Source organism: Pseudomonas mohnii (assembly GCF_900105115.1).
Lineage (GTDB): Bacteria > Pseudomonadota > Gammaproteobacteria > Pseudomonadales > Pseudomonadaceae > Aquipseudomonas > Aquipseudomonas mohnii.
Window position 1 is genome coordinate 6,373,596 of the sequence record NZ_FNRV01000001.1, and the last position, 15,049, is coordinate 6,388,644.

Genomic DNA, 15,049 nt, shown 5'->3' on the forward strand with positions numbered 1-15,049 from the left:
GTTCACTCACAACGATACAAAATGACCGCCGCCCGCAGCTTGTCCCGGCCGAAAGTGCACATCTTGTCGAATTCCCCGTGGCTGACCGGCAGATGCTGGCAGTCCATGGGTTGGCGATGCTGGCTGTGATCCACATCGGGATCATGCAGGTAGACGAATTCGTCGTCGCAATCGGTGACAATCACCCAATGCGGAGATTTCGAACGGGTCAGTCGATAGCTGCTGATCAGTACCAACGGCTGTCCCCCGTGCTCCAGCAGTCGTGGCAGGTTCAACGCCCCGCCCATCACACACTCGACATCGGTGGCCTGCAATTGCAGTGTGAACTCGTCGTGCACCAGGCGCATGACGTCTTTTTTATGCGCGTCGCGCACACCGTCGAGGAACAAAGGGCCGGCCATGCTGAGTTGCAGGCGCACCCGAAATCCCCGTCGCCAGGCCGCCAATGCCAAACCCTGTGGGCTGCAACCACCGTGACCGGACGTCATGAACACGGTGGTCGCCTCGCGCCAGATCTGCAGTTCTTCGCGGCGTTCCAGCACACGGCCCTGTTGCAGAGCACCCATGGCCATCAGCAGGCAGGCCGGGCCGCAGGTGAAATCGGTGGTTTGCGGGTAATAGGGCACCTGGATGTTTCGTGAGGCGCGGTGCTCAAGAATGCGCTTTTCCAGGCGCAACGCGTCGGCGTGATCCTGGTAATAGTCGTGAATCAAGGCGAAGCGCCGATAGCCATTGCGCTCATACAGGGCAATGGCCGCCGGGTTATCGATGCGCACTTCCAGCCGCAAATAGGCGCAATCGTGCTCCAGTGCACAGGCTTCGATGCGCTCGAGCAATTGTTTGCCCAAACCGCTGCCCCGCGCCTGAACCGCGATCGCGATCGAATACAGGCGCGCCAGCGACGTACCTCGATGGAATAGCACAACGGCATACCCCACCAGGTTCTCGCCGCGCTGGGCCACCAGCAGTTGGCCGTGTGCCCGATTGATCATCCATTGAAAGCTGCGACTGTTGAGCCTATCCGTGGTGAAACACTGTTCTTCAAGTTGCAGTAGTGCCGGTAGATCCTCAGTGACCGCCAACCGAAAAATCAGATTCATATGACCACCGTAAAAGTTGCGTAACGAAACGGGACTTTCGAAAAAGTTCGTGCTTAATAGGAAAGGTCTTGTTCTCCAACGGATCAATCACTATGTCAGCGGTACAGGGTCATTGGCGCGAAGTATCCGAACAAACTTTGCCGACAGCAATCACTTCTGCAACTTATTTAAATGATGCGAATAGAACTTCCAGCCAATTGATTATCATTGTCGAACGCAAGGAAGACTGGGCCTCTTACTTCCCCAGTGAAGACATCGTTACGGCCCAGGAGTACCTTGAGCAAACCCGTGACAATGACCAGGGCAAACGCGTCCAGGTGATCAACCTGTGCCGCAGCTACAAATACCTGGGGCATGGCTATTACTGCTCGCTACTGGCCGAGGCGCGGGGGCACAAGGTCATTCCATCGGTGCGTACCATCAGCGAGCTGACACGCAAGTCCCTGTATGGGCTGGCGCTGGATGACCTGGACAAAACCCTGGAAAAGGCCCTCAGCCATCATCTCTACAGTGACACCGAAGGCTTCACCCTGACCTTGTATTTCGGCAAAACCAACATCGAACCTTTACAGGATCTGGCGCGCCAACTATTTGAAGTGTTTGCCTGTCCGATTCTGTTAGTTGAGTTTCGCCGAACTAACGGTTGGCACATCGAAGGTATAAAGTTTGGTGCCTTGCACAAGTTACGTGAAGATCAGGAAGATCAGTTTGCGAATGCGCTGGACACGTTTAGTCGAAAGATCTGGCGATTACCGCGATCAAGGCGCCTGGCTCGTTATGATCTGGCGATATTGCACGATCCCCAGGAAGCCTTGCCGCCGTCCAATGCCAAGGCACTGGACAACTTTGTCAGGGTCGGCAAGACCCTGGGTATCGACGTCGAGTTGATTGAGCGCAAGGATTACGCGCGAATTGCCGAGTACGACGCCTTGCTGATCCGCGAGACCACCAGCGTCGACAACCACACCTATCGTTTCGCCAAGAAAGCCGAGAGCGAAGGGCTGGTGGTGATGGACGACCCGACCTCCATCCTGCGCTGCACCAACAAGGTGTACCTGACAGACCTGCTCAAAAGCCATCAACTGGGCATGCCTGCCACTGAAATCCTCTACAAGGAACGACCGGAGGACTTCGAACGGGTCGGCGAGCGCCTGGGTTTTCCGTTGGTGCTGAAAATTCCCGACGGCTGTTTCTCCCGAGGCGTGATCAAGGTCGAAAGCCAGCAAGCATTGCTCGAAGCCACGGCCGAGCTGTTCGAACACTCGGTGCTGTTGCTGGCCCAGGAATTCTTCTACACCGAGTACGACTGGCGCATCGGTGTACTCAACCGCAAACCGATCTTTGCCTGCCAGTACTTCATGTCCAAGGGGCACTGGCAGATCTACAACCACAAGGCCAAGGGCCAGGACATCAATGGCGAATGCCGGACCCTGGCGGTTCACGAAGCCCCCCGCGCGGTAGTGGAACTGGCGGTGAAGACCGCGAATCTGATCGGCGATGGCTTGTACGGCGTCGACCTCAAGCAGTCCGGCGACAAAGTGGTAGTGATCGAGGTCAACGACAACCCGAACATGGACGCCGGTATCGAAGACGCCTATTTGCAGGACGATCTGTATTCACTGGTGCTGGAAGAGTTCGTCAGGCGCCTGGAGCTAAAGCGTCGCGGCCAGGCCTGGTGAGCGGCCCATGATCAAAAGTTATCAATTGACCCACGGCACGCTGCACGCGGTCGAAAGGCTGGACGCCGAGGTGATGTTGTTCAGCAATCCCGACGCCGCCGAACGGGACCTGCTGCACAGTCATTTCAAGCTGGATGATCATGCCCTGGCCTCGGCGCTCGACCCGGACGAGGTGTCGCGCATCGAGTTTCATCCGGACAACCTCTTCTTGATCTGGAAGCGACCGGACAATTACTCCGGCGCCGACAGCCTGGCCTTCGAAGTGTCGTCCTGCGGCCTGCTGTTTTGCCCGGATCGCTTGCTGGTGATCGCCACCGACGATGCGCCCCTCAGCGGGCTCGGCAAGCGCCAGCCGCTGAACACGCCCCTGGATGTGCTGCTCGAATTGCTGTTCAACAACATCCATCACTACCTGGGGCACCTCAAGGTGATCAAGATGGTTGCCCGCGAGTTGCAGCAGAAATTCAACGCGTCGATGCAGAACCAGCACTTGATCCAGATGTTCAATCTCAGCGAAAGCCTGATCTATTACATCAACGCCATTCACAGTAACGGCGCGGTGCTGACCCGGTTGCGCAATCATGCGGAAAAGGAGCACTTCGGCGCCCATGCCATTGGCCTGATCGACGACCTGATCATCGAAAACAACCAGTGCTACAAGCAGGCGGAAATCTACTCGACGGTGTTCTCAGGGCTCATCGACGCCCGGGGCAACCTGATGAACAACAGCATGAACAACCTGCTGCGCAAACTGACATTGATCAACGTGGTGTTTTTGCCATTGAACCTGATCGCGAGTATCGGCGGCATGTCCGAGTTCAGCATGATGACGGCAGGGACCCCGTGGTGGCTTTCTTATCCGTTGTTTTTGCTGGCAATGATGTTCGGGGCAGGTGGGATGGTGCTGTGGTTGAAGCGTTTGGCGAAGTGAATGTGGCAACGTTCAGATTGCCATCGCGGGTAAACCCGCCCCCGAGTCATTGGATGTATGCGGAATCGGTGAACGACCAAATAAATGGTGGGAGCTGGCTTGCCAGCGAAGGCGGTTTTTCACTCGCCAGTGATGTTGAATTTGATGACCCCTTCGCGGGCAAGCCCGCTCCCACAGGGTCGGTGGCTGTATGCGGAATCTGTCGGCGACAAAAATACTGTGGGAGGGCTTGCCCGCGATAGCTATCTCGACAACGACGCTAATTTCGAATTGAGCCTTTAGCGAAACAACTACCGCGCCGAGTGAAAATTGGCCATTGACTTGCCATCAGCGCCCGGCTATTTTTCGGGCATGACTTCCACCGTATTGCGCTGCCAGCCAAGCATTATTACCGCCATTCCTCATTTGGCGGGCTAGCTCACGACTGCAGCACCCAACCCGCCCTAGAGGCGGGTTTTCATTTTCTGTCTCGGGGCTCTGATCAATGTCAGGAGACGATCATGACCCGCGTGCCCGCCCAAAAATCCCTGCTTGAGCATTACGTCAAAAAGATCCTTGCTGCGCCAGTCTATGAGCTGGCGGTGCGCACGCCGTTACAAGCGGCGCCGGCGTTGTCCGCGGCATTGGGCAATCAAATCCTGCTCAAGCGCGAAGACTTGCAACCGACCTTTTCCTTCAAGATCCGAGGCGCCTACAACAAACTGGTCCAACTGAGCCCTGAGCAAAAAGCGCGGGGCGTGGTGACGGCGTCGGCGGGAAATCATGCCCAGGGCGTGGCACTGGCTGCGCGTGAGCTGGGGATCGACGCAACGATCGTGATGCCCGCCACCACACCGGAACTGAAGGTGCTCGGGGTGCGCAGCCGTGGCGCACAAGCGTTGTTGCATGGCGAGAGCTTTCCATTTGCCCTGGCCTTTGCGCTGGACCTGGCGCAAACAACCGGGAAGACTTTTGTTTCGCCCTTCGACGACCCGGATGTGATCGCGGGGCAGGGCACCGTGGCCATGGAGATCCTGCGTCAGCATCAAGGTCCGCTGGACGCGATTTTCGTACCGGTGGGCGGTGGCGGCTTGATCGCCGGAATCGCGGCGTACATCAAATACCTTCGCCCAGAAATACGCATCATCGGCGTCGAGTCGGAACATTCCGCTTGCTTGCAGGCAGCATTACAGGTGGATCAGCGCGTCGTTCTGCCGCGCGTCGGCACGTTCGCCGATGGCGTGGCCGTCGCACAGATCGGCGCCCATGGTTTCGAGGTGTGCCGGTTTTGCGTCGATGAGGTACTGACCGTGAGCAATGACGAACTCTGCGCCGCCATCAAGAATATCTATGACGATACCCGCTCGATCACCGAACCTTCTGGCGCATTGGCGGTGGCTGGCATCAAGAAGTACGTAGCAAAAAGTGCAGCCCGCGGCCAGACCTTCGTGGCCATCGACTCGGGTGCGAACATCAATTTCGACAGTTTGCGGCATGTGGCCGAGCGCGCCGCATTATGCGACGCCCCGGCGTGAAGCGAGTCAGTCGGCAAGTGGACGCCGTCCGTCCGCTTCACGGCTACTCTTCGACGGCTTTATCGACCTTGCTGGAGGCGGACCAGATTCGATAACGCACCTCAACGTCCTTGGGCACGTACAGTACGATCGGCAGCTTGCTGTTATAGCGCAGCATGAACCCGTCCCCGACCACCGGCACGAAATCCTGGTGGCTCTTGCCATCCGGGCACGCCATGAGGGTGCTCATCGGGCCGATGATTTTTTCCAGGCGGTAGAACGGATAGCCCCAACCCTCAAGGTTTTTCTCTTCGAGAATGCCGCCCAGGCGTTGCCGATTGCAGTCGACATTCAAGGTCTTTCCGGCAAGGATCTCGACCTGATAATCATCTTCACGGGCTTGCGGGGTGAGGTGGATAACCTGGCGGGCAAAGCCGCTCTCAGGTTTGGGAAAGGGCGCGACTTCTTCAAGTTTTGCTGCGTGCGCCGCGCTGGGCAGCGCGGCAACTATCAGCCCAACGGTGGTGTTAATGGTCCAGTAACCCATGTTGCCTCCTTGCCTCTGTGCGCTGTCAGCGGATACTGACTAAACATGTCTCTATTTTTGACGGCATCGATGGCTAATGCAAACCCGCCACCGAAGTGTGCAAATTGCAGGGCTTCTGAATGTTTTTTTTGCAAATTGCATGGTCAAAAATCAGTGCGTTTGAATAACTGATTGATTTACCGATGAACTGCACGGCGAAATTCAAGGCATGTTTTATGCTGGAGTAGTTCTCAAGCTGGCCAGGATTTCACATGAGTCAGTGCCGATAGTTGATTGGCAGTCTCACGAAGGAGAGGGTCACTATGTTTTTATCTGCCTTGGAACTACGCAACATCATTGAAAGCAGTTTTCTACCGAAGCGGTGTGAATGCTCGCTGTCGCCGGAGTTATCGATGACGGTGAAAGTCTATGCGGACGGTGCAACCGATCAGCTGGATCTATTGAAGACGGGTATAAACGCAAAACGTCTGAATGGTTGCCGGGAAATCAATGATCTGATCGCCGAACTGCGTTCCGACCTGCAGCTTCACCATACAGAAAGCGAGCACCGCCACGTGGTTGGCAAGGTCGGTTAGCCCGCTGTTTCAAGCTCCGCCGACACGCGCTGGGTCTGGAAAAACGCCAGGCCCAGCGCCAGTTCGAATCCGACCGCCAGCAATATGCCCGGACCGGCATGGCCATTGAGCCATTCGCCGAAACCCAGTGCTGCCAGTCCCCAGCAGCCGACCATAAAGCCATAGCTCAGCGCTTGACGTATGGGGGAAGGCTCTTCATTGCGGACTCGATAAAAAATCACGCACAGCGCCGCAAACAGTACGGCGATGCGCCGTGCCATCAGTCCCGCCGTCAGTGAATATTCGATGTCCCAGGTCGCCAGCAACCACTTGGGCATCACACCCCAGACCAGCGCCAGTAGCAGACATAATGCGGCGGTGAATATCGACAATGTGCGAAACGATAACTGCATGGCGAATCCTTGCGGCAGTGGGGGCAGGCGCTAGAGCATAGCGCCTGAATCCTTTCACGAATACCGCAAGGTGTTATTTCAGACTTTTCAGTCAGTTCTGATAACTACAAGCATCAGACAGTTTTCTGTAGGCGATTTCTGCGGGTTTGCCTGTCTGCTCATCGATGTATTTCATGTGCGCGTTGATCACCTTGCAATCCAGGGTGTCAGGTTCAGTCAGCGCGATGACTTTGCCTACGTGCAGCGGCATGCCGTAATGATAGGAAGGCACGGCCTGAGTGGTGGAGGTGTCATTGGCCTGAGCCATACCTGTCAATGAGACACAGGCCAGGGCGGCGGAAACGAGCAGGGTGCGCGAGTTCATGGGGCGATCTCCAGTGCAGACGGAAGTCAGTTCGACGTTTCGTCGAACCTGCCGCACTGGGCGTCAGAGGGCTCTGAGGGCGTGCGGTCCAGTAGAGTGTTTGACTGCGTGATTAAGCATTGGTTAACTCGCCTGAATGCCACCTGTCGCCTGGTCACTACCGTTTGGCGGAGTCTTTCAGACTAAGGTCGTATGCTTGTAAAGAAAGCCCTCTGCCATCATTGCCGATCACCCCCCTGCGTTTTCACTTCTTCAGGCCAACCATTGGCCTGGATGAAGGCTATTTTTGGCTGCTTGCGCTTTGGCGCAAGCGGCACTGTTGGAGTTTTAAATGCGTTCCCCCTTTACCTTTATCACCGTGCGCCAGTCATTCGGCTTCGGCGCTCTGGTCCTGTGCGCCGGATTTACCGGATCGAGCCAGGCGAGCGGTTTTATCGACGACACCACGGCGAACATCGAATCGCGCACGATGTATTTCAATCGTGATTTCCGTGATGGGCACACTTCCACCGAACAAGGCGCCTCAAAGCGTGACGAGTCGGCCCAGGGTTTTATTCTCAACCTGCAGTCGGGGTACACCGAGGGCACAGTCGGTTTTGGTATCGACGCCTTGGGCATGGCCGGCTTCAAGCTTGACTCTAGTCCCGACAGCAGTAATAGCGGCCTGCTGCCATCCAGTGGGGAAAACCCGCGCGGTTCGGCAGACCAATACGCCAAGCTCGGCCTGACGGCCAAAGTGCGGGTTTCGAAAAGCGTGCTGAAATACGGTGCATTGCGGCCCGATTTGCCACTGCTCAAATACAACGACGGGCGTTTGCTGCCGACGATGTTCAACGGCGCCATGCTGACCTCCAAAGAGGTGAACAATCTGACCCTCATGGCGGCGCGACTGGACAAGTACACCGCCCGGGACTCCACCGATGCCCAGGACATCCGCGTGAATTGCAAGAACAAGCGCTATGCCTGCAACGTCACCGCTGATCAATTCGATATGTACGGCGTCGATTACACGATCAACGATCGCCTGACAGCCCAGTATCACTACTCGGAGCTCGAAGACATTTACCGCCAGCAGTTCGTGGGCTTGCTGGGCAACCAACCGCTGGGCAGCGGTGTGCTCAAGGCCGATATGCGCGTGATCGACAGTGCCGACAGCGGTGCCGCCCGCGCCGGGTCCATCGACAACCGCGCCCTGAGCGCAATGCTTGCCTACGCCATCAACAGCCATACGTTCAGCGCAGGGTGGCAGCGCATGAACGGCGACAATTCGATGCCGTATCTGGATGGCTCCAACCCGTACCTGGTCAACTATGTGCAAGTCAACGATTTCGCGGCCGCGCAGGAGCGTTCATGGCAGTTGCGCTACGACTATGACTTCAAGGGCATCGGCCTGGATGGCCTGACATTCCTGACCCGCTATGTGAACGGCGATCACATCAAGGTGCCTGGCAGCGACGTGGAAGGTAAGGAATGGGAGCGCGACAGCGAGCTCAAGTACGTGGTGCAGAGCGGCACGTTCAAGGATGTGAGCTTGCGCTTGCGTAACGCGACGTACCGAACCAACTACGAAAAATTCGCCCGGGATGTGGATGAGACACGGTTGATTGTCAGCTACAACTTCTCGGTGTTGTAAGCACGGCTGTTTCAGCGCCTGAAGGATCGTCATCGCGAGCCAGCTCGCTCCCACACCGGTCGCTGTGCATGACCAGGAATCGTAGGAGCGAGCTTGCTCGCGATAGGGCCTTCCGGTTCAGCGAAGGTCCAACTGATGGCGATACGGTAAGTCCGGTCCGGTCTTGCTGCACGTCAGCGCGGCGGCCTGCACCGCAAACCTGAGCATTGCATCGATCTGCTCGCGACTCAGTTGTCCCACGCCTTCGACCGAATCCAGCTGGTGCTCGGTCAACCAGGTAATCAATGCCGCCTGGAAGGTATCGCCGGCACCGACGGTGTCGGCGATATTGACCGGGCAGGCAGAAGTCGACCATGAACCATGAGCTCGACTGAATACGGTTGCGCCCTCGCCACCCCGGGTCAAAAACACCAACTGGCAACGGTGTTGCAACCAGCCATCGATCACTCGCGCAGGGTCTTGTCCGGGATACAGCAGGCTCAAATCTTCGTCGCTGACTTTGATCAGGTCGGCGTGCTCGACCAGCGTGGCCATCCGTGAGCGCCACAGGTCGATATCCGGCTCGGGATTCAGCCGCACGTTCGGGTCGAGGCTGATCAGGCGCCGGCCACTTTCGCGACGCACCAGTTCCAGCAGTGTGTCAGCCACTGGCTGCACCACCAGCGAAAATGAACCGATGTGCAACCCGCGCACCTGCGGCCCCAGTTCTGGCAGATGTTGCGGTTTCAGTTGGCGGTCGGCGCAGCCTTCACCACGGAAGCTGTAGTGCGGCGAGCCATTGGCCCCGACCGCGACCATGGCCAGGGTAGTCGGCGCCGCGAAATCCACCAGATAGTCGGTGCCTACGCCTTCGTCCTGCAACACTTGCAACAAGCGCCGCCCCAGGTAGTCGGTCGACAACCCGGCAAACAGCGCCACGTCCACGCCCAAGCGGCGCAATCCCACTGCAACGTTGAACGGCGAACCGCCGGCAATCGCCTTGAAATTCACTTTTGAAGCCAGGCCGCTGGCGTCGTTTTCACTGAAGAAATCGAACAGCGCTTCGCCACACACCAGATACATAGTTGTTCGCTCTTTAAAGGGTTGCGACATGCTGTCGATAGCGTTCGTAGGCTTGCTGGTAGGCTGCCACGTTGTCTGCGATCGGTAAGGTTTCACTGGCCAGGTCGAATTTCACGCAACGTTCGCACAGGTCCTCGAGGCTGTCCTCGTGCCCGTTGGCCCAGGATGTACACCACGCCGCCTGAATCGCCGCGCCCAGGGCGGCGGCTTCGCTTTGTTCAGTGCAGATCACGGGCGTGTTCATGGTGTCGGCGACTATTTGTCGCCACACCTGACTGTTCGAGCCGCCGCCGATCAGGCAGATGCTGCGGCTTTGTAAGCCATTGTGGCGCAACAGGTCCAGTCCATATCGCAAACCGAAGGTGGTGCCTTCGACCACGGCACGGCACAGATTGGCTTGGGTCAGGTTGCTCATGGTCAGGCCCAGCACGCTGCCGGTGGCATGGGGCAGGGCGGGCACGCGTTCGCCGTTGAGGAATGGCAGCATGCACACGCCTTCAGCGCCGATGGGGGCCTGGGCCACGAGTGCGTTGAAACACTCGATATCCAGATCGAACAGCTCGCGAATCACCCCCGTGGCGTTGGTCAGGTTCATGGTGCAAATCAACGGCAGCCAGCCGCCGCTGGAGGAGCAAAAAGTCGCCACCGCAGCGTCCGGGCTGACCTTCGGCTGATCGGCATAGGCGTACACCGTCCCGGACGAGCCGAGACTCATGGTGATCGCGCCGGGTTTGATGTTGCCCGTGCCGATGGCGCCCATCATGTTGTCGCCGCCGCCGCTGGACACCCGCGCGCGCGGGTTGATGCCCAGGTGATCGGCGATGCCCGGCAGCAGGGTGCCGACGGCGGCGTGAGCATCGATCAGTTCCGGCAACGCCGCTTGCAAGCGCCCACTGGGGTCGATGTCACGCAACAACTGCAAATCCCATTGGCGAGTGCGCACATTGAAGTAGCCCGTGCCGGAGGCATCGCCGTACTCGCTGCAGCTGCGCCCGGTGAGCCAGTAGTTAAGGTAATCGTGGGGCAGCATCACATGAGCAATGCGGGAGAAAATCTCGGGATGCTGCTCTCGGGTCCATAACAGTTTGGACACGGTGTAGCCCGGGGCAATGACCACGCCCAGGCGTTCCAGCGAGCCTTTATCGCCGCCCAGATGCGTGAGCAGTCGGTCGTTCTCGTCGGCGGTTTCGGTGTCGCACCAGAGTTTGGCCGGACGCAGCACCTTACCTTGATGGTCGAGCAGCACCAAGCCGTGTTGCTGGCCGGAAACCCCCATGCCGAGGATGGCCTGGCCATCGACATCGGCTGCCAGCAAGGCGCGTCGGGTGGCGAGGGTCAACGCGTCCAGCCACTGCGCCGGGTCCTGTTCACGGCGGCCATTGGCACCACTGATCAGCTTGTGCGCAGCAGCGCCCTGGCCCAGCACCTGTCCGCTGAGGGCGTCGAGAATGATGGCTTTGGTGCCTTGGGTGCCGCAGTCGATGCCGAGGAAGAGTTGATGGTTTGTCATGGCGGGTCCTGTTTGTCAGGTCGATCTGGGTGACCATTGAGCATCTGCGTTGTCTGTCAGGTCGTCATCGCGGGCAAGCCCGCTCCCACAGTAGTCCGTGGTGAAGCAGATATTTGTGAACGGCATTGATACCTGTGGGAGCGGGCTTGCCCGCGATGACGGCAGCAGCTTCAACACAGGACTTATGCCAGAATCCGCTCCAGCGTCCGCGTCACCCCAACATCGCGCAAGCTGTTGCAGCACCACTCAAACGCCGCGACAAACTCCGCCGAGCGCGGGATCACCGCGCCAAAGATCTCCTCGACGCCCAACATCCGTTGGGTGATCAATGCATCATCGACCACCAGCGCCTGACAGAACGCTGCCCGAGGGTCGGGGATGGCGTAGGTGTCACCGTTTTCGTCCACGCCTTTGAGGTACAAGGCCCAGGCGGCCACGACCAGCGCCGCCCGTTTGGTATCCCGGCCGTCGGCGATCAGGCGGTTGATGGTCGGTACGGTGAATTTCGGAAACTTCGACGAACCGTCCGAGCACACGCGCTCCAGTTGATCGGCAATCGCCTGGTTGGAAAAACGTGCCACCAGCGTGTTTTTGTACTCGGTCAGGTCGATTCCGGGTACCGCAGACAGCTGCGGGGTCACGTCCAGGTCCATGTAGGCGCGCATGTAGCGCACGAACAATGGGTCGTTCATGGTTTCGTGGACAAAGCGGTAACCCTTCAAAAAGCCCAGATAAGTCAGGGCCAGGTGACTGCCATTGAGCAGTTTGATCTTCATTTCTTCATAGGGCGTGACGTCGTCGGTGAACTGCACGCCGACCTTTTCCCAGGCCGGGCGACCATTGACGAATTTGTCTTCCAGCACCCACTGCACAAAGGGTTCGCAGACCACGGGCCAGGCGTCGTCCACCCCATGCTTGTCAGCCAGTTGCAGACGATGCGCGGTGCTGGTCATCGGCGTGATGCGATCGACCATGGCATTGGGGAAACTCACGTTGCGGTCGATCCAGTCGCACAAATCAGCGTCGCGCAATGCCGCGAAAGCCAGCAACGCCTTGCGGGTGACCGCCCCGTTGTGCGGCAGGTTATCGCAGGACATCAAGGTGAACGCCGGTGTGCCCGCCGCCCGGCGTTTGGCCAGTGCGGCACAGAGGAAACCGAACACGGTTTTCGGGGCGTCCGGGTTCGCCAGGTCGTGCTGGATTTGCGGCAGATGAGCCATGAACTCGCCATTGCTGTCGTCGATGCAGTAGCCGCCTTCGGTGATGGTCAGCGAGACGATGCGGATCTCGGGACTGGCCAGCTTGTCGATCAGCACCTGGGCACCATCTTCGGCCAGCAGCATGTCGCGAATGGCGCCGATGACCCGCACTTCAGTGTCGTCGCCATCACCCAGTTCGAACAGGGTGAACAGGTAGTCCTGTGCTTTCAGATCGTCCCGGGCGCGCCGGTCTTCGGCGCGCAGGCCGACGCCGCAGATCGCCCAGTCCAGGTCTTCGCCGGTATTCATCAGGGCGTCGGTGTAATACGCCTGGTGGGCGCGGTGGAAACCACCGACGCCGATGTGGGCGATGCCTTGGCGGGTGTCGCTCAGGGCGTAGGCGGGCAGGGCCACCTCGGCAGAGAGGCGGTTGAGGTTGTGTTTATTGAGTTTCATCGCAGGCTCTCTGAAATCAGGCGGCAACGCGCAGCGGTCGGGTCAGCGCCAGGCCGTTGGCATCGAATAAATGGCAGTGCCCGGCGTCCAGGTGCAGGCTCAGGGTCTCGCCATAACGACTGGCGAGATCACCGCGTACGCGCAGGGTCAGGGCTTCGCCGGAAGCGGTCACGACATGGCAGAAGGTGTCGCTGCCCAGGCGTTCGCTCACGTCAGCAGTGACTTGCAGTGTGCAGTCGCCAGGCTTGGCCAGCTCCAGGTGTTCCGGACGTATGCCCAGGGTCACCGCGCCACCGACGCTCAGGCTGGCACCGCTGAGCGGCAAGGTGATGCGGGTGCCGGCGTCCAGTAGCACTTCGCAACCCTGGCTGTCGACACGGCTGACCTTGCCCTTGAGAAAACCCATTTTCGGCGTGCCGAGAAAACCGGCGACAAACAGGTTGGCCGGTTGGTGATAGAGGTCCAGGGGCGAGCCGACTTGTTCGATCTTGCCGCCGTTGAGTACCACCACCTTGTCGGCCATGGTCATGGCTTCGACCTGGTCATGGGTGACGTAGATCATCGTCGCTTGCAGGTCTTTGTGCAGGCGCAACAGTTCCAGGCGCATCTGCACCCGCAGTGCCGCGTCGAGGTTGGACAGTGGTTCGTCGAACAGGAAAATCTTCGGGTTGCGCACGATGGCCCGGCCGATGGCTACACGCTGACGCTGACCACCGGACAACTGCTTCGGCTTGCGCTCCAGCATCGGCCCCAGTTCGAGGATGCGCGCGGCTTCGCCGACTTTCTTTTCCACTTCCGCCTTGGGCACGCCGGCCAGATCGAGGGCAAACGACATGTTTTTGCGCACGCTCATGTGCGGATAAAGGGCGTAGGTCTGGAACACCATCGCCAGGTCGCGCTTGGCCGGGCTGACTTCGGTGATGTCGCGGCCATCAAGCTCGATGGTGCCGCCGCTGACTTCTTCCAGCCCGGCGATCAGGCGCAGCAGGGTGGATTTGCCGCAACCGGACGGGCCGACGAACACCACGAATTCCTTGTCGTTCACTTCCAGGTCGATGCCTTTGATGATGGAAAAGCCCTCGAAGCCTTTCTGCAGATTCTTGATTTTCAGGTTGGCCATGGTGGTGGGCCTCCACTGTGGGTGATTGGGTTGAACCTGTAGGAGCGTGCCTGCTCGCGATGGACTCGCAGGCGACGCGTTCCTCCTGGAAGAACGCGTTATCGTTTACGTTCATCGCGAGCAGGCTCGCTCCTACAGGGATCGGGGCGATCTTTATTTCACTGCGCCAAACGACAGGCCGCGCACCAGTTGTTTCTGGCTGATCCAGCCGAAAATCAGGATCGGCGCACAGGCCAGGGTCGACACCGCCGACAACTTGGCCCAGAACAACCCTTCGGGGCTGGAGTACGAGGCGATCAAGGCGGTCAATGGCGCGGCTTTCGAAGAGGTCAGGTTCAGCGACCAGAACGCTTCGTTCCAGCACAGGATCAGCGACAGCAGCACGGTCGAGGCCAGCCCGCCCTTGGCGATCGGCAGCAGCACGCGGACCATCTCCTGCCACAGGGTCGCGCCATCCAGCCGCGCGGCTTCGAGGATGTCTTTCGGAATGTCCTTGAAGTAGGTGTAAATCATCCAGACCACGATCGGCAGGTTGATCAGGGTGTAGATCACGATCAGCGCGATGCGCGTATCGAGCAGGCCGAAGCTCTTGGCCAGCAGGTAGATCGGCATCAAGACCCCCACCGGTGGCAGCATCTTGGTCGAGAGCATCCACAACAGCGTGCCTTTGGTGCGTTGGGTTTCGTAAAACGCCATCGAGTAGGCCGCCGGCACCGCGATCAGCAGACACAGTGCGGTGGCGCTGAACGAAATCACCACCGAGTTCCAGGCGAAGCTGAAGTAATCACTGCGTTCGTTGATGTGCAGGTAGTTCTCCAGGGTCGGGGTGAAGATGAACTGCGGCGGCGTGGCGAACGCGTCGATTTCGGTTTTGAAACTGGTCAGCACCATCCAGAAAATCGGGAAGAAAATCAGGATTGCGATGGCCCAGGCCAGGGTGCCGAGCAGCAGGCTTTGCAGGCGGCGGGATTGTTGAAGGGTCATGGCG

The 15,049-nt window shown here is 58.8% G+C and carries 14 protein-coding genes; 5 read left to right on the top strand and 9 right to left on the bottom strand.

Annotation, left to right across the window (positions count from 1 at the left end):
* Window positions 1–2: 2 nt before the first annotated feature.
* Window positions 3–1,100, bottom strand: coding sequence for a ribosomal protein S18-alanine N-acetyltransferase (rimI, locus tag BLV61_RS29675; protein ID WP_047528645.1), 1,098 nt, complete (start codon window positions 1,098–1,100; stop codon window positions 3–5).
* A 92-nt stretch (window positions 1,101–1,192) separates the two neighbouring features.
* Here rimI and BLV61_RS29680 point away from each other — a divergent pair, with 92 nt between their 5' ends.
* The 3 genes from BLV61_RS29680 to ilvA all read left to right on the top strand — a co-directional run bounded on the left by BLV61_RS29680 (window position 1,193) and on the right by ilvA (window position 5,224).
* Complete coding sequence (locus BLV61_RS29680) at window positions 1,193–2,779, top strand: RimK family protein (protein ID WP_090469494.1); 1,587 nt, start codon at window positions 1,193–1,195, stop codon at window positions 2,777–2,779.
* A 7-nt stretch (window positions 2,780–2,786) separates the two neighbouring features.
* Window positions 2,787–3,710: a magnesium transporter CorA family protein gene (locus BLV61_RS29685; protein ID WP_090469497.1), complete on the top strand. Its 924-nt coding sequence runs from the start codon at window positions 2,787–2,789 to the stop codon at window positions 3,708–3,710.
* Between the two features lie 500 nt (window positions 3,711–4,210).
* Entirely contained in the window at window positions 4,211–5,224 is a 1,014-nt protein-coding gene (ilvA, locus tag BLV61_RS29690) for a threonine ammonia-lyase, biosynthetic (RefSeq protein ID WP_090469501.1), read from the top strand.
* A gap of 43 nt (window positions 5,225–5,267) precedes the next feature.
* Here ilvA and eco read toward each other — a convergent pair whose 3' ends face one another.
* Complete coding sequence (gene eco / locus BLV61_RS29695; protein WP_090469504.1) at window positions 5,268–5,750, bottom strand: serine protease inhibitor ecotin; 483 nt, start codon at window positions 5,748–5,750, stop codon at window positions 5,268–5,270.
* 302 nt (window positions 5,751–6,052) lie between these two features.
* Here eco and BLV61_RS29700 point away from each other — a divergent pair, with 302 nt between their 5' ends.
* Window positions 6,053–6,325 carry a DUF1652 domain-containing protein gene (locus BLV61_RS29700; RefSeq protein ID WP_047528649.1) on the top strand — a complete coding sequence of 91 codons (273 nt, stop codon included), beginning with the start codon at window positions 6,053–6,055 and terminating at the stop codon, window positions 6,323–6,325.
* On the opposite strand, the gene BLV61_RS29705 is transcribed toward BLV61_RS29700, so the two are convergent.
* Entirely contained in the window at window positions 6,322–6,717 is a 396-nt protein-coding gene (locus BLV61_RS29705; RefSeq protein WP_047528650.1) for a hypothetical protein, read from the bottom strand. The two genes, BLV61_RS29700 and BLV61_RS29705, sit on opposite strands and share 4 nt — an antisense overlap.
* Before the next feature lie 91 nt (window positions 6,718–6,808).
* Window positions 6,809–7,081: a DUF2790 domain-containing protein gene (locus BLV61_RS29710; RefSeq protein ID WP_047528651.1), complete on the bottom strand. Its 273-nt coding sequence runs from the start codon at window positions 7,079–7,081 to the stop codon at window positions 6,809–6,811.
* A gap of 331 nt (window positions 7,082–7,412) precedes the next feature.
* Here BLV61_RS29710 and BLV61_RS29715 point away from each other — a divergent pair, with 331 nt between their 5' ends.
* The gene (locus BLV61_RS29715) at window positions 7,413–8,714 is read left to right on the top strand and encodes an OprD family porin (protein ID WP_090469507.1); all 1,302 of its coding nucleotides are present in this window, start codon (window positions 7,413–7,415) and stop codon (window positions 8,712–8,714) included.
* A 117-nt stretch (window positions 8,715–8,831) separates the two neighbouring features.
* Here BLV61_RS29715 and BLV61_RS29720 read toward each other — a convergent pair whose 3' ends face one another.
* The 5 genes from BLV61_RS29720 to BLV61_RS29740 all read right to left on the bottom strand — a co-directional run bounded on the left by BLV61_RS29720 (window position 8,832) and on the right by BLV61_RS29740 (window position 15,045).
* Window positions 8,832–9,776: a carbohydrate kinase family protein gene (locus BLV61_RS29720; RefSeq protein ID WP_090469510.1), complete on the bottom strand. Its 945-nt coding sequence runs from the start codon at window positions 9,774–9,776 to the stop codon at window positions 8,832–8,834.
* 13 nt (window positions 9,777–9,789) lie between these two features.
* Window positions 9,790–11,286 carry a xylulokinase gene (gene xylB / locus BLV61_RS29725; protein ID WP_090469512.1) on the bottom strand — a complete coding sequence of 499 codons (1,497 nt, stop codon included), beginning with the start codon at window positions 11,284–11,286 and terminating at the stop codon, window positions 9,790–9,792.
* Between the two features lie 182 nt (window positions 11,287–11,468).
* Window positions 11,469–12,941 (bottom strand): mannitol dehydrogenase family protein, encoded by a 1,473-nt coding sequence (locus BLV61_RS29730; protein ID WP_090469515.1) that lies wholly within the window; start codon window positions 12,939–12,941, stop codon window positions 11,469–11,471.
* Window positions 12,942–12,957: 16 nt separating this feature from the next.
* The gene (locus BLV61_RS29735) at window positions 12,958–14,061 is read right to left on the bottom strand and encodes an ABC transporter ATP-binding protein (protein ID WP_090469519.1); all 1,104 of its coding nucleotides are present in this window, start codon (window positions 14,059–14,061) and stop codon (window positions 12,958–12,960) included.
* 153 nt (window positions 14,062–14,214) lie between these two features.
* On the bottom strand, window positions 14,215–15,045 hold the full coding sequence (locus tag BLV61_RS29740) for a carbohydrate ABC transporter permease (protein WP_007936731.1): 831 nt from the start codon (window positions 15,043–15,045) through the stop codon (window positions 14,215–14,217).
* Window positions 15,046–15,049 lie beyond the last annotated feature (4 nt).